Consider the following 20999-nt stretch of genomic DNA (forward strand, 5'->3'; position numbering starts at 1 on the left):
GCCATTCAGGAATAATATGATATTTTAAACGTGCTAGTCGGTATATTTTGTTTTCTCACCAGGAATATTAAAAACCTTCCCGCTTTTTATTAATGGTCATCCGGCGGGCTAATATATGAAGCAGGAAGGCTGCATCACTGGCCTCAGGCCAATAAGAACGCCAAAAAAACAGAATGTCCACGCGCCTGTGCCCGTTTTTGTAGCGTGACGGATAAATAGGGAAAGAACCCGTTTTTTCGACAGGTTAATAACCAGCCGGGCTGGTATTAACAATTAAGAGTTGACTATTAAACCGAACCCCAACCACGAAATAAAATATTCAGCCAGTGGCGCTGTGCCGACCCGAATATTGTACCCGCAAGACGAGACGCTTAAGGTCTTCATGATCACCGGGTACGGTGGAGTGACGGCAGATTGCAGGTTGTCTCTTGTGCAGGCTTGTCGCCTGCGAGTGGTGTTTTTCGTACCAGCAGCGGTTTTCCCGACCCTGAAGGAGGCCAGAAACCGCTGGAGGGGCTTGTTCACAGGCTCTTAGGGCTTTTTTGGAACAAAAGAATGATTAATGTGTGTATAATATTCCAAAATTTTGGATACATAAATGCTATCCGACTGACTGCCTGAACGGCGGCGCAGGTACAGCTGTGCTGTGCGCCTGCCATGCCGTGGCCGCAGTTTTAACCATCAATACATAAGAGGAATCAGGAATGCACCGCAAGCTTATTCCCAATTCAAATACCCGGCATTATTTGCTGCTGTACCCACCGCCTGGCTCAATGGTAATTAAAAAATCGCTTCAGTATCTGGATATTACCACTGCGGGTCGCAAGGCTCGCATAAAAAGTGAGGTCATTCAACAGTGACAGATAGTCCTATTTACCAGTTTTCCACCACCTCTGTAATATTGCTGATGGTCGGATTTTATCTTGCTACTTTTCTGATTACGCTGATGATCAACAGGAAGGATCAAGATGCCGATAGCTACATGGTTTCGGGTCACAATATCGGTTATGGCATTTCTGCGGCCAGCATGACCGCCACCTGGATCTGGGCCGCCTCCTTTTACGCCGCCGCAACATCCGGCTTTACCTATGGCCTGTCCGGTCCGCTCCATTACGGCTTGTGGGGCGCGCTGATGATTTTGTTCATTTATCCGTTTGGGGTGCGCATTCGGAAGCTGGCGCCCCAGGCCCATACGCTGGGTGAAGTCATCAATGCCCGCCATGGATCATCGAGCCAGTTGATCCTGGCCGTTTCCAACCTGCTTGGCAGCCTGATCAGCCTGATGGTCAACTTCACCGCTGCCGGAGCCCTGGTATCGGTGCTGTCTCCGCTGTCCTTCCAGCACGGCGTGCTGATGGCCGGGTTTGGTGTACTGGCCTATACGTTCTGGTCTGGCTTCCGCGCCTCGGTATTGACCGATGTTACTCAGGTGGTCGCCATGATTGCCATTGCCGTCGTGATTATTCCGATGGTGCTGTTTGCCATGGGGGGGCCTGAGGTTCTGATCGACAACATGTCCGCGCTGACCACAGAGCAGGCAGACCTGTTCTCCACCACTGCGATTCTGGAGCAGGGCGCGCCATTCTTCGTCGCCGTGCTGGCCTATGCCATCGGTAACCAGACCATTTCTCAGCGCCTGTTCGCCGTGCGTCAGGACCTGATCAAGCCGACGTTTATCACCGCCACCATCAGCTATGGTGCCATCGTCATCGGCCTGGGCATGATTGGCCTGATGGCCGCCATCAACGGACTGGAACCGCTCAACGGCGACACCAACAATATCATTCCCCAGGTGGTTTCCAGCTACCTGTCGCCCGTGATGATTGGTCTGTTCTTTATCCTGGTAATCGGTTCCCTGTCTTCAACTGCAGACTCGGATCTGGCCGCGCTGTCGGCCATTGTCATGACTGACATCTACGGTACGAACATTGCCAAGGGTCGCGCCGACCCACGCAGGATGCTGTTCCTGGGTCGCCTGACAATGGTTGTGGCCACCACGCTCGGCATTGTCATGGCCAGTTTTTCCCTGAACATACTGGTCATGTTGGTATTTGTCGGCGCGCTCTGGGGGACAGTGGTCTTTCCGGTTATTGCCAGCATGTACTGGCGCCGGGTGTCCAATACCGCCTTTACCACGGCGGTGCTGACCGGCTTCGCCTGTTTCTGCCTTGTACGCTTCGAACTGCTGCCGATGACCGGCGCGATCGCGGTGCTGTTTGAACTTCTCGCGAGCCTTGGCGGTGGCGTGGTGATCGGGCTGATGACCTCCGGTTTTCTGGGCAAGCAGGCCGGCTTGATCGCAGGCCTGCTTGCTGCCCTGACGCTGGCCGTATTCTGCGTCGACTTCCTGCGCGACTATACAGTGCTGCTGTCGTCACTGGTTGCCTACGGCGTGAGCACCCTGGTATGTACCGGCATCAGCCTGGCCAAACCTGCGAATTTCGACTTCAAGCTAATCCAGCAGCGAACCGGCAATTTCAACCACCAGAGCGCCATGCTATCCCCTAGCGAAGGTGTTGGCAGCGAACAATAACAGGAGCAAAAACATGTCTGAATTATTAATGGGTGGCTATATCCTGATCTGGCCGGTTATCTCGGCCATAGTACTCGTCGTCATGCTGAGCGCGATTGTTAAAGATGTGCGTAAAGCCAAACGTGAAAACAGGGACATCGTCTGACGCACTGCACTGCATCGACCGCAACGATGAGCAGGTCCCCCGGTCTCCGGTGGGTGAGCCTGTTAATGTAGTGAACAGTCGGCCAGAGGGCCGACAGGTGCCGCCACGAGGCGGCGCAGCTGCACGGCGGCACCAGTGTTATGGGTGAACCTGGTGCCGGCCTCTGCTTCCGGCGCATCCGCGTACTCCAGGCACTGCTTGGCGATGCCGACTGCCACCTTGGCCGCACCTCGCAGGTCCAGGCCGCCGCCATGTAGGCATCGCCAATGGTCTTGATCTTTTCGAGGCCACGGAAGTCAGCGATGCTGTCAGAGTTTGTGAAGATTTCGTTGAGCACCGCCACCAATCGCTCGGGACTCATGCTGGCTGAAAACCGGCTGAACATCGACGATGTCTGCGAACAGTACCGTCAAATAGTAGGCGATAGGTCCAGGTTCCGGGAAGATGGCTTTCGCATATTAAGATACCTGCGTTTGGCTGTCGTCGCGGGCGGCAAAGCTCCGCTACGACCGCGCGGGCTGAAACGGCACCCTGTGTAGCAACATGATAACAACCCGGCCGTACAAACTCATTCAGTATAGTACCGGCCGCCCGGCAAGCCCGAGGCCGATCGCGAGCCCTGCTTTTTCACCGTTTGGTGATTGATCACCGCCAGCTAACATCATGGCTGACCCCTTTGCTCTTTGTCCCTCTGCAACAATTCACTGTTCACTGGCCGTCAATAAATGCCTGGCTCCGGTTCTTATACTGGCTTCAATCTCCTGCGAAGGCTTTACGGTCTTTACGGGGTTTTGACCTACAAGAACAAACAAGGGGTAGTTTATGGCTGCTACAGTAGACCCGATCACGCTGGCCGTTGTCCGCGGCGCGCTCGAGACGGCGCAGCGCGAGATGACGCTGACGCTGGAGAAGACCGGGCGTTCCAGTGTCTTCAATCTGGCTCATGACTACAGCAACGCGCTGTTCGATCACTTTCCGGAGATGATTCTGCAGGGGCAGGATATCCCGATTCACTTGGGCTCGCTGATTCCGGCGATGAAGTGTGTGGCCGAGTATTTCGGTGACGACATTCAGGAAGGCGATGTGATCTACCACAACGATCCCGCCTACAAGGGCAGTCACATTCTCGACTGCTGCATGTATAAACCGGTGTTTTATCAGGGTGAGCTGGTATTTTGGAGCGTCTGCAAGGGTCACCTGACCGATATCGGTGGCCCGGTACCCGCAGGTTACAACCCGGATGCCAAAGAGATTTATGCCGAGGGCTTGCGTATACCGCCAGTCAAACTATGGGAGCAAGGCAAGCGACGTGAGGATGTGATTAATCTGCTACTCACCAACATGCGTGCGCGCCGTGATCAGGAAGGCGATATTAATGCCCAGTACGGCGCCTGTCGTGTTGGCGAGCGCAATATGATTGCGCTGCTCGACAAGTACGGTGTGGATACGGTCAAGGCCTGTATTGCCGAGCTAAAACACGCGGCCGATCAGCAGATGCGTTCCCTGGTCCGCTCGGTGCCCGATGGTGAATATCTTGGCAGCGCAGTGCTTGAAGACGCCGGCCATGGCTTTGGTGAGATGGAAATCACCGCCAAGGTGACCGTGCAGGGCGATAACCTGCATATCGAAGTTCAAAGCCCGCCGCAGATACCCTATTTCATCAATTCCTACGAAGGCAACTCGATGTCCGGCGTGTACCTGGGGTTGATGATGTTTGCGCAGCTGCCGCCGCCTTACAACGAGGGTCTCTATCGCTGCGTGACGGTAGACCTGGGCGAGAAGGGCACCCTTTGCAACGCTCAGGAACCGGCGCCTCATGTCAACTGCACCACGACACCCATGGAGACTCTGACCGATGCGGTGCGTATGGCGCTGGAAAAGGCGGCGCCCGAGCGGGTCACTGCCTCTTGGGGGCACGCCAGCGGTATCAATATCGCAGGCATTGATCCCCGTAGTGACGAACAGTACGTCACCATGGTATTGGCGTCGATTATCTCCGGTGCGGGTGCCACCCAGGTGATGGACGGCTGGCATGCCTGTGGTCCGCTGAGTTGCTTCGGGGCCCTTAGTTCCGGTGACATCGAACTACTTGAGTATGCCTATCCGATCATCATCCATCGTTATGGCTTGGTGCAGGACAGCGGCGGTGCAGGCCACCATCGGGGTGGTTCAGGCACGGCCTGGGAGGTCGAGCCGATTGATCACGAGATGACGGTTATTGCCTTCGGTGAGGGGCGACAGATTCCGACTATGGGCGCGGCTGGGGCAAAGAACGGGCTGCAGGGCGAGAAACTCGGCCGGTTGGTGGTGTCCGGTAACGGAAAGGAACAGGTTTATCGGGCCAATACCATCGTCACCATCAATCCGGGCGAGCGGGTCACTAATGTTAACCCGGGGGGCGGTGGCTACGGCGATCCGTTTAGCCGCACTATCGAGGCGGTGCTGGACGATTATCGTAACGGTCTGGTATCGCTGAAAGGTGCCGAGCTCGAGTACGGCGTCGCTATCCGGCCGCAGGACGGCTCTCTTGACGAGGAGCAGACCTCTCGTCTGCGTGAACAGGCTCATCGCCATTCTGCGTGACCAAACGCCAACGACTGAGGATAATAATATGCGTAGTAAATATCGTCTGGGTGTGGATGCCGGCGGCACCTTCACCGACTTCGTGCTAGCTGAGAAGACTGGCGACGTGCGGGTCTTCAAGAGTCCGTCTACCCCCCACGACGGCACTATTGCCATCAAGGCGGGCCTAGCTCAGATCAGTGAGGCACTGGGTGAATCTGTGGAGTCGATTATCCAGCAGTGTGACCTTTGCATCAACGGCACCACGGTGGCGCTGAATGCGCTGATTGAGCAGAAGGGAGCTAAGGTCGGCTTGCTGTGTACTGCTGGTCATGAAGACAGCATCGAGATCCGCCTCGGTCACAAGGAGGAGGGCTACCGTTACGATGCCGATTTCCCTCCGGCCCATATGATCGTACCACGCTATCTGCGTAGGCCGATTCCGGGGCGTGTTTTAGTTGATGGGTCGGAGCACACACCTCTGGATGAGGCGGCAGTGCGCGAGGCCGTGCGCTATTTCAAGGAAGAGGGCGTCGAAAGTGTGGCTATCTCCTTTGTCTGGGCCGTGCGAAACCCTGATCACGAACGCCGTGCCCGTGAGATCGTGCAGGAGATGATGCCAGGCGTGTTCGTCTGCACTGGTACCGAGGTTGATCCGCAGGTGCGTGAATACACCCGCACTTCCACTACCGTTGTCAACGCTTACCTGAGTCCAGTGATGCGGCGCTATGTCGAACGTATCGACGACTATTTCCGCTCATTGGGCGTGCGTCATCCGGTGCGCTACTTCCAGTCCAACGGGGGGCTGGCCATCGGCGAAGCGATGCAGGGGCGGGCGGTGAATGCCATCAACTCGGGGCCTGCATCGGCGCCGCAGGCGGGGCTCTACGTCGCCAAACCCTTTGATATCGATAATGTGATTACCGTTGATATGGGTGGCACCTCGTTCGATATCACTCTGACTAAGGGAGGGCAGACCAACCTGAATAAGAACATCGACTTCCTGCGTTATCGCATCGGTGTGCCGATGATCCAGGTCGAGACCCTCGGTGCCGGTGGCGGCTCCATTTGCCAAGTGGACGAATACGGCATGTTGCAGGTGGGGCCTGAGAGCGCCGGGGCGACCCCGGGGCCAGTCTGTTATGGTAAGGGCGGCACCCGGCCCACGGTGACAGATGCCAACCTAGTGCTGGGTTATCTGAACCCCAAGGCTGTACTTGGTGGGTCTATCCGGCTGGATGCTGAGGCGGCCCTCGAGGCGGTGCGCGAGCATGTTGCCGAGCCTCTGGGTATCAGTGTCGAGCGAGCTGCCTATGGCATCAGCACCATTGTTAACCTCAATATGGTCAGCGGCATCCGTCGAGTCTCAATCGAGCGTGGTTATGATCCGCGGGATTTCGCCCTGGTCTGCGCCGGTGGCGCTGCAGGCATGCATATTACTGCGTTGGCGGAGGAGATCGGCAGCAATACAGTGCTTGTACCTAAGGTAGCGTCGGTGTTCTGTGCCTTTGGTCAGATCATTTCCGATGTACGCTACAATTATATGGCCACTGAACCGATGCGCCTTGATGGCACGGCTAACCTAGATACGCTCAACACGCGCTTTGATGACTTGGAGCAGCGGGGTACCCAGCACCTGCAGGCAGACGGTTTTGCGCCGGAGGATATATCGGCCTCGCGCAGCGCTGAAATGCGCTATGTCGGCCAGATCCATGAGTGTAGTGTAGATATAGCAGGGGGGGTGATTACGCAGGATAGGATTACGACTATTCTGGCTGATTTCCACAAGCGGCATGAGGAATTGTATACCTATGCTGAGCCGCATAATCCGGTGGAGCTGGTCAATATTGAGACCACGCTGGTCGGGCAGGTCAGCAAACCTCCAGTGCGTAAACTCACCCCCTCGGGTTGCACACTTAACGATGCTCTGACCGAAACCCGGCCGATGTTGTTCGACGGTGAGGGCCATTGGGTCGATACACCGGTCTATGCTGGCGAGCGACTGGATCCGGGTATCTCGGTTGAAGGTCCGGCGGTGGTGGAAGAGCCGACGACTAATATCGTCGTGCGTCCTGGCTGGACGTTAGTGCTTGAGCCTAACAACTGCTATCGCATCACGCGAGAGGGATAGGAAGCACTCGTACCACGAGCCAACCCCGGAGCCTCCCGGGGTTAGTTCGTAAACGGGTGTTAGGGATGTACACGCGCCGCTCCGGGACCTTTGGAGCTGGCGGCATCGCAAGGAGCATATATAGCTAGAATAAGAGGGTGCTCAAATGCACAAAAGTTACAGCACTAGCCTGATTCCACGTGCCGAACGGGCAGGGTACTGGCGTGAGGTGATCGACAAGACTTACTTCCCGCTCGCGCTGGATTTTCGCGAGCCGGATACTTTTAACGGTTCGCTGTCGTGCTGGAACCTAGAGCAAATTAGCATTTCCCGGTTGGAGACCTCTCCGACCCGTTACCGGCGCAATGCCCGCAATATCAGCAAAGATGAAGACAATAGCCCCTTTTTGATTACCATCCCGCAACTGCAGCCGGTCGATTTCAGCCAAGATCGCCACAAGGTTATTTGCAATCCGGGTTCTTTCATACTTGAGCGCAGCGACCTGCCCTATGAGTTTAGCTATGCTCGGGACAATCAGCTCTGGGTGCTGCGGGTGCCTGACGCCAATCTGCGCACTCGGGTGCGGACGCCAGAGCGCTTTCTGTATATGGAGTTCAGTCTGCAGCAGGGCGCCGGGGCACTGTTTTCGGATTTTCTAGGAAGCGTGATCAGGCAAGTACCGTATCTTGGCGCCCAGGGTACGGGCCTGGCCAGTCAGCAGCTGCTGGAATTGCTGGCACTGACACTGGAGGATGACGACCGGGTTATTGCCAGTGGTGAGGCCTGCGTAAGCAATGCTCACCTGATGCGAATCGAACACTTCGTACGCGAGAACATCACCAACCCGGACTTGTCTCCGGAGCTGATCGCCTCGGCGTGCCAGATTTCGACACGCTACATGCACAAGCTTTTCCAAGGCTCAGGGCAGACGGTTAGTCAGTGGATCAAGGAAGTTCGGCTTCAGGCGGCGATGAACGATATCAGGAGCGGCTCGTCGAATGTGACCCTGGCCGAGGTTGCCTATAAATGGGGCTTCGCAGACCAGGCTCATTTCTGCCGTTCGTTCAAGTCACGCTTCGGTTGTACCGCCAGGGAAGCCCGAGAGTCCGCTCGGGAGGACCTGTAGAAAGGGAAAATAATTGAGCAGGGAACAACGTACTCTATTTACCCACCGGACTTTGTCCGGTTTTTTTTTGAGCTAGATTTGGGCTCATAGGTACAGTGCAGTGCAATAGATCGTACGCTATCGGTCAATTATCTATTTTCTATCTCTTGTACTTTTGGATGGTCTTAATCCAACAAGAAAGAGAGACATCATGGCTGGAAATATAAAATTAGACGGCAGCACGGCCGATTATTCCGCAGAGGCCGTACCCCATGGGGAACGAATGAAAAAGCACTCCCTGACCATGGCCTGGTGGGCCATCTGTAGTGCCATGTTCTGGCTGGTGGTCGCAGCTACTCTGGCGATGAACTTCGGCACCCTCAATGCGATTATCGGGCTGGTGTTGTCGGTGATCACTTTTGGTGTTGTTAACGGGATTATCGCCCGTTATGCCATCAAGACCGGACTTTCGGTAGCCTTGTTTTCCCGCGTACTGTTCGGTCATCTGGGTGCGAGTCTCGCGACCCTGATATTTTTCGCCACGGCGATCTATTACAGCGTGTTTGAAGGTTCTGTGATCGCGGTGGCGATACAGAGCTATTTCCCGTCGCTGACGCTGAACGAGGCTTACTTGCTGGTGGTTTTCTATAGCGTGCCGTTGGTCTTTGGCAGTGTCCAGAACTGGCTTGATAAATTCAACGGCGTACTGCTACCTTTTTATATATTGGGTCTGATTGCCGCAGTGGTAATGTCAATTTGGGCGTTCGGTTATTCCAACGACTGGCTGACTATGGGGCCTGAAACAGGACCTGTTGAGAATGGCTGGTGGAACTGCTTTACCTACTTTATGGGTGTTTGGATCCTGATGATGTATACGTGGGATTACGCCCGCTTCGGACATCAGGGCGACGCGGATTACCATGCCAAGGTCAATTTTGGCATGCCGTTCTATCTGTTTACTTTCCTGGTCAATGGCCTTGTTGGTATTTTCCTGGTGGCAACCATTCCGACCGAGGGCGGCTTGTCAGAAGTGTCCGTAGTACTGGCCATCATTCAGCTGATGGGCATCTGGGGGCTGCTGTTTGTCTGGGTCAGCCAGACACGGATTAACACAGCCAACTTTTACCTGGCCGCAGAAAACATGCAGGCATTTTTCGAGCGCTTCGGCCTGGTCCGGGTTCCGCGCTTTGCCTGGGCCATGGCGGTGGGTGCCGTGGTGTATTTTCTGATGCGCCTGAATGTGTTCAGTTTCATTCTGCAGGCGCTGGCGTATCAGGGCATCTTTGTCGTGGCCTGGGTGGCAATCGCGCTGGCTCATATATTTTCGCCCCGTTACGACCAGCTGTTCGATGGTCGTATCGAGTATCAGCTCGACCGCGTCACTGCGCTTAACCCCTGCGGTCTGATTGCCTGGTTCCTCGCAGCCGGACTCGGAATTCTGTTACTCAATTACGGTAATGCGGAGCTGGCCCTGTTTGCCTCACCGGTGACCTTTGTCGTAGCGTTCTGCAGTTACTGGCTGCTGCTCAACAGTGCCAGGCAGCACTGGTTCGTCAAAGCCGAAGCCTGAGCGCCGTAAAACCGGGACTCCAGTATACACGTCTTCCTCCTGGTCTGTAGTCAGGGCGACCCTTGGGGGCGCCCTGACTACCTTGTTTAATACGCAGGATTTCTGTCTGGGAAAGCACTGGCTGGTGTTTGGCTCTTAGCTATTCCGGCGCTGTCATGTGCAAAGCACAAAGGTCCCCGGCCAACTGATATATGAAATAGGTTTTGGCCTGCACTGGGGTATCTTGCCGCGCCTAACTGAGTTTGGGCTGTAATGATTCAAAAGCTACCTCAAATCGATTTTTCCTTCGCTACGACCGGTCAAGCCCGACAAGCTTCTAGCTCTTGCTTTTGAATATGGCAGAAGCTCAGCGGCGGGTGCAAGGGGCAAGATTTAACAAGTCGACAAGCGGGCTGGGGTTATTAACCTGGCTGGCAAATAGGTTCCCTCCCTATTTGCCAGTCACCCCACAAAAACAGGCGCAAGTGCGTGGACGTGCTTGTTTTTGTGGGGTTCGCATTGGCCTGCGGACAATGATGAAACATCCCTGTTTCATGTATTAACCCGCCGGGTTAATATACAATTCCCCGGAATTTGCAGACTCATCTTCGGAATTAGTCTGAGGCTCATTTCCCGGAACTCGCTGCGCTCCTCCATATATGGTCTTCTTCCGTGTGCAAGGCGCTGGATCTCGATATCAGGGACAGGTTGCTGCCATGTTTCCGGCCTGTTGTTGAAGCCACTCGTGCGGCTTCTGGCCTTGATGAGCATTCGCGTATACCGTCCTTATCAGGCTATCGTTCTCGCAGAACGTTGGAATGGCCAGGTTTTCAGTATGCTGGATTGACCTGTAGAGTCATCGAGGGTCTTTTGCCTTCGCAACCCTGGGTGGATTTATCAGCCTCTGTTGCTCTGCTCACGCACTGCTTTTTCGTGGATTCGCCGGTCACACTACCGCTTTGGGGTGGTAATACTCGCCGTGCGCCACGATGACCCAGGCAGTCCTGACCATTTTATTCGCCAGCGCCTTGGTCGCCTTGTTGAAACCGCGCGTCGTGACCAACCGATTGATTCACTGGCTCAGTGGATCATCTTTACGGCCCGCCTGTGCAACTACCGCGCGGGCACCGTGCACTACCTGAGATCCTTTATCTTGGCGTATTGTGACGCCGGTTGGAGTGGGGAGGAGACCATCTCATCAGGCTGCGGGCAGCGAAGCGCTTGAGGGCGATGATAAGGTTCTCCAGGGCAGCAAACGTTCGTCGCGAGGCGAGCCTCCTACCGGTTAGGTTTAGCAGCCTGGTGCTGTCCGTGGCTTTTGTAGGTTGATGAGCGCAGCGAATTCCGACTAGCGCCTCGCAGTAGTGGGGTTGTGAAGAGCAGCAAGGGGCAATGTTAAAAGCGCAAAAGTCGACAGGTGGACACCCTGCGAGGCTTGAATAGCGATATTAAATCGCAAGAATTAAATCAGTAGTTGAAGAGCAGTGTGGAGGGGCCTGAGTCGGCCCCTCGGTTGGTTCTTTTGGGTTCTTTCAGGCAACCCGTGTGTCGGTCGGAGTGTCCAGACTAAACTGTTTAATGGCGGTTGCGATAATATGCCGGCCGATCGGTAGCGCCGAGGTGGCAGCGGGGGACGGCGCATTGCAGACGTTGATGGTGCGGGCGCTATTGACGAACAGGAAGTCGTCGACCAGTTTGCCGTCGTGAGATACCGCCTGTGCCCGCACGCCGGCCGGGTAGGGCAGCAGGTCGGCTTTTTCGATTATGGGGCAGTACTTGCGCACCAGTTTCAGGTAACCTCCCTTGTGCAGTGAGTTTTTCAGTTCGGTGAGGCCTGGTCCCAAATTCTGCTTCAGTACCTTGATTATGCCCGGATAGGACAAGGTTTCGAGGCTGTCCCGCAGCGAAATGTCGGTCTTGCGGTAACCCTCCCGTTTCCAGGCCAGTACCGCATTGGGACCGACTGTGACGCTGCCATCGATCATCCGCGTCAGATGAACCCCAAGAAACGGCATCGAAGGATCGGGAACCGGATAGATCAGGTGGTTGACGATCTGATTGTGTTCGGGCTTGAGCCTGAAGTATTCGCCGCGGAACGGGCATATCTGGAATGAGGGCTTCTGACCGAGCATACGCACGATACGGTCGGCCATAAGGCCGGAGCAGGAAATCATATAGCGACTGCTGAAGGTGTCCTGGCGGGTCTGGACCTGTACCTCTGACGCCCGCTCCTCAATGTCGGTGACGGTACTGTTGAAGTGGATCTCGCCCCCCATGGCACTGAACTCGCGTCCCATCGCCTCGGTGACGGCGCGGTAATCGACAATGCCGCTCGAGGGGACGAAGATACCACCCATGCCGGTGATATTGGGTTCACGTTCCTTCATTTCGCCGGCACTGAGCCAGTAGCGTTCTAGGCCGTTGGCCTCGGTGCGCTCCCACAAGGTCTTCATGCGCTCCATTTCCAGCGCATTGGTGGCCACCAGCAGTTTGCCGCATGTCTGGTACGGAATGCCGTGACTGTCGCAAAAGGCCTTGGTATCGCGGTTGCCTTCGAGGCAGAACTTCGCCTTCAGGCTGCCCGGGGTATAGTAGACGCCGGCATGGATCACGCCGCTGTTATGGCCTGTCTGATGCTCGGCCAGCCGGGACTCTTTTTCGAGGACCAGGACCTTGCGCTCGGGAAAGGCTTTCAGCAGTTGCATGGCCGTCGACATGCCCACGATGCCGCCGCCAATGATGATGAAATCGTACATCCTGACCTCATTTTTCGATCGCTTGGGCCACCGGTGCTGGTGGCCAGGAGGTTGATGCAGCCCGGCCAAAGTCAATCACGGGCTGGACCGCTTAGATTGCAGGGCAATAGTCAACGCCGTTGGCGGCTCACGTTTGCCCTGTTCAGACGTTCGCTTACTGGCCCGGGTTGCGCAGGACCTTGGCGTGGGTGAAGTAGCCGCGTTGACGCATCAATTCGCGACGCAGCCCATCGTGCGGCGTGAACTTGTCCCGGCCGTGCAGCCAGCAATGGTTGTTCATCAGCAGAAAGCTGCCAACTGGTACCGGAATGGACAGTTTGTGTGTGCTGCCTTCCAGGGCATCGGACAGATCGGCCAGCCAGGTGCCTTCTGCGAAGTCTTTCGGCTGCACGAACTGATCAATATAGGACATGATCGGCCGACCCAGGTTGTCGACATCGAACACCGGATGGAAAACGTCCTTGCGGGTATTCTTGCTCGGTGGTGCTGCCCAACGCATGACCCTGTGTGCCATGGGGTCGGTGTTGAAGCGCTCCAGATGTTCCCAGTCGTCAAGGTGCAGCAGCAGGGAGTTTCCGCCGTCCATGTTCTGTTCGTCGATCTTCAGCATCATCACGTAGTCGGTATCCTGCTCAACGTAGGTACCGTCATTGTGCAGTTCCATGACTCTATGCGGCTGGCGCAGGTAGCTATCGGAGTTGTCCACATTTTGCACGACGAAGCGAGCGTAATACTGTCCGCTCATTGCATCGAGGTTGGAGCGTCCGAACAGGTGCGCGACCGCCGTGGTGAGCTTGACCATCTCCTCCGCCTGCTCCACGCGTTCCAGCCCCTGCGGATTAATCAGTAGGGCACCGGTGGCACGGTCGGCTAGAGTCTCAATCAGCAGAGGCTGGAGCTGGTTGCCGCAGAGGTCGTCCAGAATCTGGCCGGCCCGAAAACGCAGGAAAGACTTGTACTCCAGCGCCTGCACCGGGTATTCGGCCATGGCGTCAACGAATCGGCTGATAGTGTCGGCGGAGAAATCCAGCGACAGCAGGCGCTTGGAATAGTCACTCACTCTGAGGGTAAAGCCCTGATAATCAGTCGTTCTGTTCCGGTTAGCGGTGTGTTGGGCGGCAGCAGCTTGAGTCATGGTGGCAACCTCGAAATGTTAAGTGGTCGGTTTAGGTGGTAATGTACTCGTTTTTTAAAAATATCTACATTTTTAAATTTCGTCAACAAAATATATGAATACATTCTTTCTATCAAGCGGATTCAGTAGGTATAATCGGCTTGCCATGAACTGATCCGGACTTTGTGACAAGCGATGATGATGGAAGCTGAACGACAGAATCAGGCGGTGATTGCGTACGGGCTGCTCAAGCGAGACATTACGAATGGGCTGTTTCGGCCAGGCGACAAACTGCTCATGAGTCACCTGAAGGAGCGCTATCAGATCGGTGGGGGGCCTATGCGCGAGGCGCTATCGCAACTTGTAGCCGAACGTATGGTCACGGCGGCCAGTCAGAGGGGCTTCCGGGTGGCGGAAATGTCACTGCGGGAGCTGAACGACATCTACGATGCACGAGCCCATCTCGAGGCAATGATTGTACGTTTGGCCGTTGAGCGCGGAGATGAACACTGGGAGGCCGAGGTAATCGGCAAGGCCCACACTCTGGCCAGTGTTGCAGAACTCCACAGTACCGATGAGATGATGAATCTCTGGGACAAACGACATAAGGAATTTCATACCGCCATCGCTCGGGGCTGCGGCTCGTCGAAGCTGCTTGAAGTGCGCGCGACCCTAATGGATCAGGCTGAACGCTATAGACAGCTTTGGTTACGCCAGACGGTCTTTTCCACTGCAGCACTGGCAAAAAAGCGTCTGGAACATGCAGCGATCGTAGAGGCGCTGCTTGAGCGCGATGCGCAGCGAGCAGGAACCCTGATGTTGGATCATTTGCTGACACCGGTGCCGATCATCACCGCGATCGTGCGCGAGGCGAAGCTTGCAAAGGAATAGCTCTGCGTATTTTGGCAGGAAGGCCCCGGACACTATGGCTACCGTAGCCTGAACAGTTCTGAACCACCTGAGTACCCTGATCGAGACTTATCAACTGACCGACTGGCCACTGAGCTCGTGGATGACGTTCAAGAAGAGCGCGGTGGGTCTGTTCGGCTGTGCGCTTTTCTTGGTAATGGCTGCGATCCCGAGGGTGTAGAAGCGGTCATCACCCCCGAGCCGCTTCAGCTGCCCGCTCTGTACATAGGGCTCGGCATAAGCTTCCGGTAGGAAGGCGATGAACTTGCCGGACAAAATCATCGCAAGTCGGGTTTCGTAGAAGTAGGCCGTCGCCTTCAGGCTCATGGCGCAAAGCTGTTGACTAGCCTCCTCGTGGAGCTTCAGACCTGGCTGTATAGCCGTCAAACCGTCAATCATTTCATCGGTGAGCTCGTCATCGGTCAGCCCCAACAGGGGATGAGTCTGGCTACAATAGAGCCGGCAGATATCGCTGTACAGAGGGATATAGTTCAGGCCGTCAAGCCTGCGGTGATAGGGGGTCAGACCCACATTAGCTTCATCGTTCAACACTATGCGTTCGATATTGGCCATCGCGGCGACTTCGCTGTGCAGCGTCATATCCGGTGCCAGGTCGCAGAAGCGGCTGATCATTTCCGGGAATCGGCAGCGGGGGTCCAGGCTGATGCCATCGCTGACTACGATGCGCAGTTCCCCTGCCGGGTTGTGACTCATCTCATTGGCAACATCGCGGAACTGCTCGAGAGAATCGAGCAGTTTGTTGGTCATTTCGTAGATCACCTGCCCCTCTTGGGTCAACGCAAAACCGCCGCGCCCGCGTCGGCATAGTGTCAGATTAAGACGCGCTTCAAGATTGGAGATATGGATGCTGACCGTCGAGCGACTGATGTTGAGCTCAGTTTCGGCGGCGGAAAAACCACCGTTGTCGACCACTGCCTTGAATATCCGCAGCTGTTTAATTTCAAAGTCGCCGACCTGCCCGAGTGAGTAGTTCTTCTGACTCATGAGTTACTTTTTAAAACTAAACATTAAGAGACCATCATCTGTTGTGTTGCTGGCGATTGCTAGTATTGGGCGAATGACAGGGTGCATATATTAACGATGCGCAAAAATTCATGTTAAGCGACTTCGGATAGCATAACAATGCATTACAGCAATCTGAAACGAGAAGCGGCCTATATTAACGGTGCCTGGGTAACGGCGGACGACGGTGCAGTCATGGCGGTGATTAACCCGGCAGACGGTAAGCTCATCGCTAACGTACCGGATCTGGGCGTCGCGTCGGCCCGAGCGGCAATTGACGCGGCTAATGTGGCCTTTGCTAGTTGGAAACATACCACTGCCAGTGCCCGGGCGGCGTTGCTAAGGCGTTGGCATGGCCTGATCGTCGAGCACGTTGATGAACTGGCCCGGCTGCTGACGCTAGAGCAAGGTAAACCGCTGCGCGAAGCTAAGGGCGAGGTTCTCTCGGCCGCCTCATTCTTCGAGTGGTATGCCGAAGAGGCCAAACGGACTTATGGTGAGAACATTCCGTCCAATAGCCCTCGCACCCGCTTGTTGACGATCAAGCAGCCGATTGGAGTAGTCGCGGCAATCACCCCCTGGAACTTCCCAATCTCGATGATTGCCCGCAAGGCGGCGCCGGCCATCGCCGCCGGCTGTACCATTGTCATCAAGCCCGCGGAAGATACACCACTCTGTGCCTTGGCGTTGGCGGCGCTGGCGGAAGAGGCGGGCATCCCGGCGGGCGTGATCAACGTCGTCACGACTGCGCGCCCGGTCGACGTTGGACGGGAGCTCTGTACCCATCCGGTTGTGCGTAAGGTTTCGTTCACCGGTTCGACCCCTGTAGGCAAGGTCATCCTCGGTTTGGCGGCGCAAACGGTCAAGAAGGCCTCAATGGAGCTCGGCGGTAATGCACCCTTTATCGTGTTTGATGATGCCGATCTGGAGTCGGCAGTCGCCGGTGCCCTGGTGTCCAAATACCGCAATGCCGGCCAGACCTGTATTTGCACCAACCGGATCTATGTGCAGTCCGGACTATATGAGCGCTTTGTCGCCCGTTATAAGCAGGAAGTGGAAAAGCTTCGCCTTGGTGCCGGCAGCGATGATAGTACCGATATCGGCCCGTTGATCAACGACTCGGCGGTGGCCAAAATCGATGGCTTGGTGCGCCAGGCGTTGGAACAGGGGGCTGTGCTGAACAGTGGCGGTCACCCAGCATTGCAGGGACCGCGTTTTTATCAGCCCACACTACTGACGGATGTGGACGAATCGATGGAAATCGCTCATGCCGAGCTATTCGGTCCGGTGTCCACGGTATTTCGTTTTGACAGCGAAGAGGAGGTGATCGCACGCGCTAATGCCACTCCCTACGGCCTAGCGGCCTATGTCTACAGTCGCGATATAGGGCGCGTCTGGCGGGTATCCGAAGGGCTGGAGTTCGGTATGGTGGGGGTCAATGAAGGCATGATTTCCAATGAGCTAACTCCTTTCGGTGGCGTTAAGGAATCCGGACTCGGACGTGAGGGCTCACGTCACGGGATTGATGACTATTTAGAGCTGAAATATATCTGCATGGGCGGCATCTGACTTTTTGTGGACGCTGGTTGGGAATTGATTTAATAGCGGCAAAACCTTAGTTGGCGATGCGTTATTTTTCATTTTATTCAGTTGGCATAGCGTTCAGGTTATGTCTGTTCCTTTTGATCACTCTATTCGGGGTTTTTTAGATGAAAAAGTATAAAAGCCTAGACGCTTTTTGGATGCCCTTTACGTCGAACCGGTCTTTTAAAGCGAAGCCGCGTATTATCGAAAAAACAGAGGGCGTTTACTGTTATACAGATGAAGGGCGCCAGATCCTGGATGCGACCGCCGGCCTTTGGTGTGTCAACGCCGGTCATAGCCGCACCGAAATCGCCGAGGCAATTGGCCGCCAGGCGCTTGAGCTTGATTACACCTCGCCGTTCAGTTTTGGGCATGATATCGGTTTTGAGTTTGCCGAGCGTCTGATTCAGCATACGCCGGGAAACCTGAACAAGGTCTTTTTTGCCAACTCAGGTTCCGAGGCTGTTGAAAGCGCACTGAAAATTGCGCTGGCCTACCAGGTGGCCCGCGGTAAGGCTGGCAAGTATAAGCTGATTGGCCGGGAATTGGCGTACCACGGGGTTAACTTTGGCGGCATATCGGTCGGGGGACTGACGGCGAATCGCAAGGGATTCGGGCCTCTGCTGCCGGTCGATCATCTGCCACATACGCTGGATTTGACCCGGAATGCCTTCAGCAAGGGATTGCCGGCGCACGAGCTGGAAAAAGCCGATGCGCTGGAGGAGCTGATCCGGTTGCACGATGCCAGTAGTATCGCTGCGGTGATAGTGGAACCGATTAGCGGTGCAGGTGGCGTTATCCTGCCGCCGGCCGGCTACCTGAAACGGCTGCGCGAACTTTGTACGCAGCACGATATCCTGCTGATTTTTGATGAGGTTATCACGGGCTGGGGTCGACTGGGATCCGCCTTTGCAGCCACCGAATTCGACGTGGTGCCCGACATGATCGTCTCGGCCAAGGGCATCACCAACGGTATCGTGCCGCTGGGCGCCGTGTTCGTCGACGATGCCATTCACGACCGCATCATGGAAAGTGCACCCGCTGGCGCCGTCGAGTTCTATCACGGCTACACCTACTCGGGTAACCCGGTCGCCTGTGCGGCGGGGCTTGCCACCCTTGATATCTACGAGCGTGAAGGTCTGTTAACGCGAGCCTCGGGCGAGATTGGTCAGTACTGGCAGCAGTCGCTGCATTCGTTGCGGGATATTGAGCAGGTGGTGGATGTGCGCAACTACGGCCTGATCGGTGCAGTACAGTTTGCGGAAGGGGCCTTCGGCGACAAGCCGGTCGGCGCGGCCTTCCAGGGCGCCTGCTACGACAACGGCGTAATGATTCGGGCGGTGGGCAACAGTATCGCTTTCTCGCCGCCGTTGACCATCGAGAAACAGCATATCGATCAGTTGGTGGAGGCGATCCGTAAGACCGCCGCCGAACTGTTCTGAGCCGGAAAGTTGCACTACGAAGTGTATGAAGAAGAGATGAAAGAAAAGTAACAAGGGGTTGATTAATACTTCTTTCTTAGCGCAGAAGAAAATGCTTCTTCTGCGCAGTAGGTCGGTGGTGGGTCTGCCCCAGAGTTATAAACCAATTATTAACCTGGCTGGAAAATAAATCCCCCCTGTTTTCCAGTCACCCCATAAAATAGGCGAAAGTGCGTGGATATGCTGGTTTTCGTGGGGTTCGCATTGGCCTGCGGCCAATGATTAAACATCCCTATTTCATGTATTAACCCGCCGGGCTAATAAAGCAGGAAAGTTTGGAATATAAATAATATAGGAATAATTATTTGTAGTTTTACTTGTGGTTTGTCGCAAGGATATTGACTTGGTTCTTGATGCCTGATTCATAACGGCGCTTTTGAAGCACGAAATTTTTATGTGTAAACTTCGATATGCCCGGTCAACATCTAGGTCGTTTTGATCAGAGGCGCTCGAATATCACCGCGATCCCCTGACCGCCACCGATGCACAGGGTCACCAGGGCATGTTTTCCGCTGGTGCGGTGCAGCTCGTAGATCGCTTTGGTGGCGATGGAAAGGGTGAGCGGTCGGAACAACGGATGGGTAGAGTCGCAGGGCTCCGGCAGAATTTCATAATCTGCAAGAGCCCGGTTGTCAGGATCTCAATTGCACCAGAGCCGCTCGAAAATCACCGCGATCCCCTGGCCTCCGCCGATGCACATGGTGACCAGGGCGTACTTGCCGTTGCTGCGGTGCAGCTCGTAGATCGCCTTGGTGGCGATAAAGGCACCCGAACAGCCGATGGGATGGCCCAGCGCAATGGCGCCGCCGTTGGGGTTGGTCTTGGCCGGGTCCAGTTCCAGCCCTTTGGCCACGGCCAGGGCCTGGGCGGCGAAGGCTTCGTTGGATTCGATCACATCCATCTGGCTGAGGGCCAGGCCGGCCTTTTTCAGCGCCAGCAGGGACGCCGGAATCGGGCCTTCCCCCATGATGTGGTTTGGCACACCGGCCACGGCGTAGGACACCAGCCGGGCCAGCGGGGCCTGGCCGGCTTTGGCGGCGGCCTCGGCGTTGGCCAGCACCATGAAGGCGGCGCCATCGTTGAGGCCTGAGGCATTGCCGGCGGTGACGCTGCCGTCCTTCTTGAACGCCGGGCGCATTTTGGCCAGGGTATCCATACTGGTGCCGGGCTTGACGTGCTCGTCGCTCTCGAAGCTGATGTCGCCCTTGCGGGTCTTCAGAATGATCGGCGTGATCTGGGATTTAAAGCGGCCTTCCTCGATGGCCAGTGCCGCCCGGCGGTGGGATTCCACGGCCACAGCATCCTGGTCTTCACGGCTCAGGTTCCATTTTTCCGCCAGGTTTTCGGCGGTAATGCCCATATGACCGACGCCGAAGGGGTCGTTAAGGGTCGCCACCATCATGTCGATCATGGCTGTATCGCCCATGCGGGCGCCGGAGCGCATGGCCGGCGACAGGTAGCCTGCGCGGGACATGACTTCCACGCCGCCGCCGATGCCGTAGTCGCAGTCACCCAGCATGATCGACTGGGCGGTGGAGACGATGGCCTGCAGGCCCGAGCTGCACAGGCGGTTCACCGCCATGGCGACGGATTCCATCGGCAGGCCGGCCTGGATCGAAGCGACTCGGGCCACATAGGCAAAGCGCGAGTCGGTGGGAATGCAGTGGCCCGCGGTCACATAGTTGATCTGCTGCGGGTCCACTTGGGAGCGATCCACCGCGGCCTTCATTACCTGGCCTGCCAGTTCCGCAGGCTCGATCTGGCTGAGGCCGCCACCAAAGGTGCCAATGCCGGAACGGGTCGCGCTCAAAACAACGACATTATGAATCATGGTTCGAATCTCCGTAGTCAGTTGGCAGGGCTGGCACTGCAGGCGCCTGGCAGTTGCAAAGCAAGCCCTGCATTGGTGGAGGTTCGCAGCTTTGAATGGCTCTGACATCGTCCATCTGTTCAGTCAGTTTGGTGCCTGGGTTCGGGTGAACAAATCGCTGGGTCTAGCTGTTCGTGCCGGCCTTTTATCCGACCTCTGGCATTGGCCTGCGCTGTCACTCTGACCAGCTAGTCCGAACGCGGGATGTCGCTATATTCCGTCTCCGTAGAATGATTCCCAGTACCCGCTCGCCGGGCG

General features: G+C 56.0%; 14 protein-coding genes and 1 pseudogene. 9 read left to right on the forward strand and 6 right to left on the reverse strand.

Translation table 11 applies throughout. The features are described 5' to 3' along the window. The first annotated feature begins 907 nt into the window (after window positions 1-907). Together KDW95_RS00960 and KDW95_RS00965 are read left to right on the forward strand one after the other, a co-directional pair. Window positions 908-2533, forward strand: coding sequence for a sodium:solute symporter family protein (locus KDW95_RS00960; RefSeq protein WP_255856458.1), 1626 nt, complete (start codon window positions 908-910; stop codon window positions 2531-2533). Window positions 2534-2546: 13 nt separating this feature from the next. Next, window positions 2547-2678 carry a putative transporter small subunit gene (locus KDW95_RS00965; RefSeq protein WP_255854349.1) on the forward strand — a complete coding sequence of 44 codons (132 nt, stop codon included), beginning with the start codon at window positions 2547-2549 and terminating at the stop codon, window positions 2676-2678. 292 nt (window positions 2679-2970) lie between these two features. Here the strand turns inward: KDW95_RS00965 and KDW95_RS23555 are convergent. Further along, window positions 2971-3063, reverse strand: a pseudogene (locus tag KDW95_RS23555) (hypothetical protein); the annotation flags it as partial. 437 nt (window positions 3064-3500) lie between these two features. Between KDW95_RS23555 and capB the strand changes: the two are divergent. The 4 genes from capB to KDW95_RS00985 all read left to right on the forward strand — a co-directional run bounded on the left by capB (window position 3501) and on the right by KDW95_RS00985 (window position 10025). Further along, complete coding sequence (gene capB / locus KDW95_RS00970; RefSeq protein WP_255854350.1) at window positions 3501-5261, forward strand: caprolactamase subunit beta; 1761 nt, start codon at window positions 3501-3503, stop codon at window positions 5259-5261. 28 nt (window positions 5262-5289) lie between these two features. Next, window positions 5290-7371, forward strand: coding sequence for a caprolactamase subunit alpha (capA, locus tag KDW95_RS00975; RefSeq protein WP_255854351.1), 2082 nt, complete (start codon window positions 5290-5292; stop codon window positions 7369-7371). Between the two features lie 145 nt (window positions 7372-7516). Beyond that, window positions 7517-8476 carry a helix-turn-helix domain-containing protein gene (locus tag KDW95_RS00980; RefSeq protein WP_255854352.1) on the forward strand — a complete coding sequence of 320 codons (960 nt, stop codon included), beginning with the start codon at window positions 7517-7519 and terminating at the stop codon, window positions 8474-8476. Window positions 8477-8738: 262 nt separating this feature from the next. Further along, complete coding sequence (locus tag KDW95_RS00985) at window positions 8739-10025, forward strand: purine-cytosine permease family protein (RefSeq protein WP_255854353.1); 1287 nt, start codon at window positions 8739-8741, stop codon at window positions 10023-10025. A gap of 1511 nt (window positions 10026-11536) precedes the next feature. On the opposite strand, the gene lhgO is transcribed toward KDW95_RS00985, so the two are convergent. Further along, a complete protein-coding gene (gene lhgO, locus KDW95_RS00990; protein WP_255854354.1) occupies window positions 11537-12760 on the reverse strand; it encodes an L-2-hydroxyglutarate oxidase in 1224 nt (407 codons plus the stop codon). A gap of 154 nt (window positions 12761-12914) precedes the next feature. After that, the gene (gene glaH, locus KDW95_RS00995; RefSeq protein ID WP_255854355.1) at window positions 12915-13820 is read right to left on the reverse strand and encodes a glutarate dioxygenase GlaH; all 906 of its coding nucleotides are present in this window, start codon (window positions 13818-13820) and stop codon (window positions 12915-12917) included. A gap of 252 nt (window positions 13821-14072) precedes the next feature. Here glaH and csiR point away from each other — a divergent pair, with 252 nt between their 5' ends. Further along, window positions 14073-14765 (forward strand): DNA-binding transcriptional regulator CsiR, encoded by a 693-nt coding sequence (gene csiR, locus KDW95_RS01000; RefSeq protein WP_370646692.1) that lies wholly within the window; start codon window positions 14073-14075, stop codon window positions 14763-14765. 90 nt (window positions 14766-14855) lie between these two features. On the opposite strand, the gene KDW95_RS01005 is transcribed toward csiR, so the two are convergent. Beyond that, the gene (locus tag KDW95_RS01005) at window positions 14856-15788 is read right to left on the reverse strand and encodes a LysR family transcriptional regulator (RefSeq protein ID WP_255854358.1); all 933 of its coding nucleotides are present in this window, start codon (window positions 15786-15788) and stop codon (window positions 14856-14858) included. A gap of 138 nt (window positions 15789-15926) precedes the next feature. On the opposite strand from KDW95_RS01005, the gene KDW95_RS01010 reads away from it, so the two are divergent. Both KDW95_RS01010 and KDW95_RS01015 read left to right on the forward strand, forming a co-directional pair. Beyond that, a complete protein-coding gene (locus KDW95_RS01010) occupies window positions 15927-17375 on the forward strand; it encodes an NAD-dependent succinate-semialdehyde dehydrogenase (RefSeq protein ID WP_255854359.1) in 1449 nt (482 codons plus the stop codon). 140 nt (window positions 17376-17515) lie between these two features. Then, on the forward strand, window positions 17516-18832 hold the full coding sequence (locus KDW95_RS01015; protein ID WP_255854360.1) for an aminotransferase class III-fold pyridoxal phosphate-dependent enzyme: 1317 nt from the start codon (window positions 17516-17518) through the stop codon (window positions 18830-18832). A gap of 478 nt (window positions 18833-19310) precedes the next feature. Here the strand turns inward: KDW95_RS01015 and KDW95_RS01020 are convergent, their stop codons facing one another. Further along, entirely contained in the window at window positions 19311-19445 is a 135-nt protein-coding gene (locus KDW95_RS01020) for a hypothetical protein (RefSeq protein ID WP_255854361.1), read from the reverse strand. 66 nt (window positions 19446-19511) lie between these two features. Beyond that, window positions 19512-20702, reverse strand: coding sequence for an acetyl-CoA C-acyltransferase family protein (locus tag KDW95_RS01025; protein ID WP_255854363.1), 1191 nt, complete (start codon window positions 20700-20702; stop codon window positions 19512-19514). Between the last annotated feature and the right edge of the window lie 297 nt (window positions 20703-20999).

The sequence above is a fragment of the Marinobacterium rhizophilum genome (assembly GCF_024397915.1).
Taxonomy (GTDB): domain Bacteria; phylum Pseudomonadota; class Gammaproteobacteria; order Pseudomonadales; family Balneatricaceae; genus Marinobacterium_A; species Marinobacterium_A rhizophilum_A.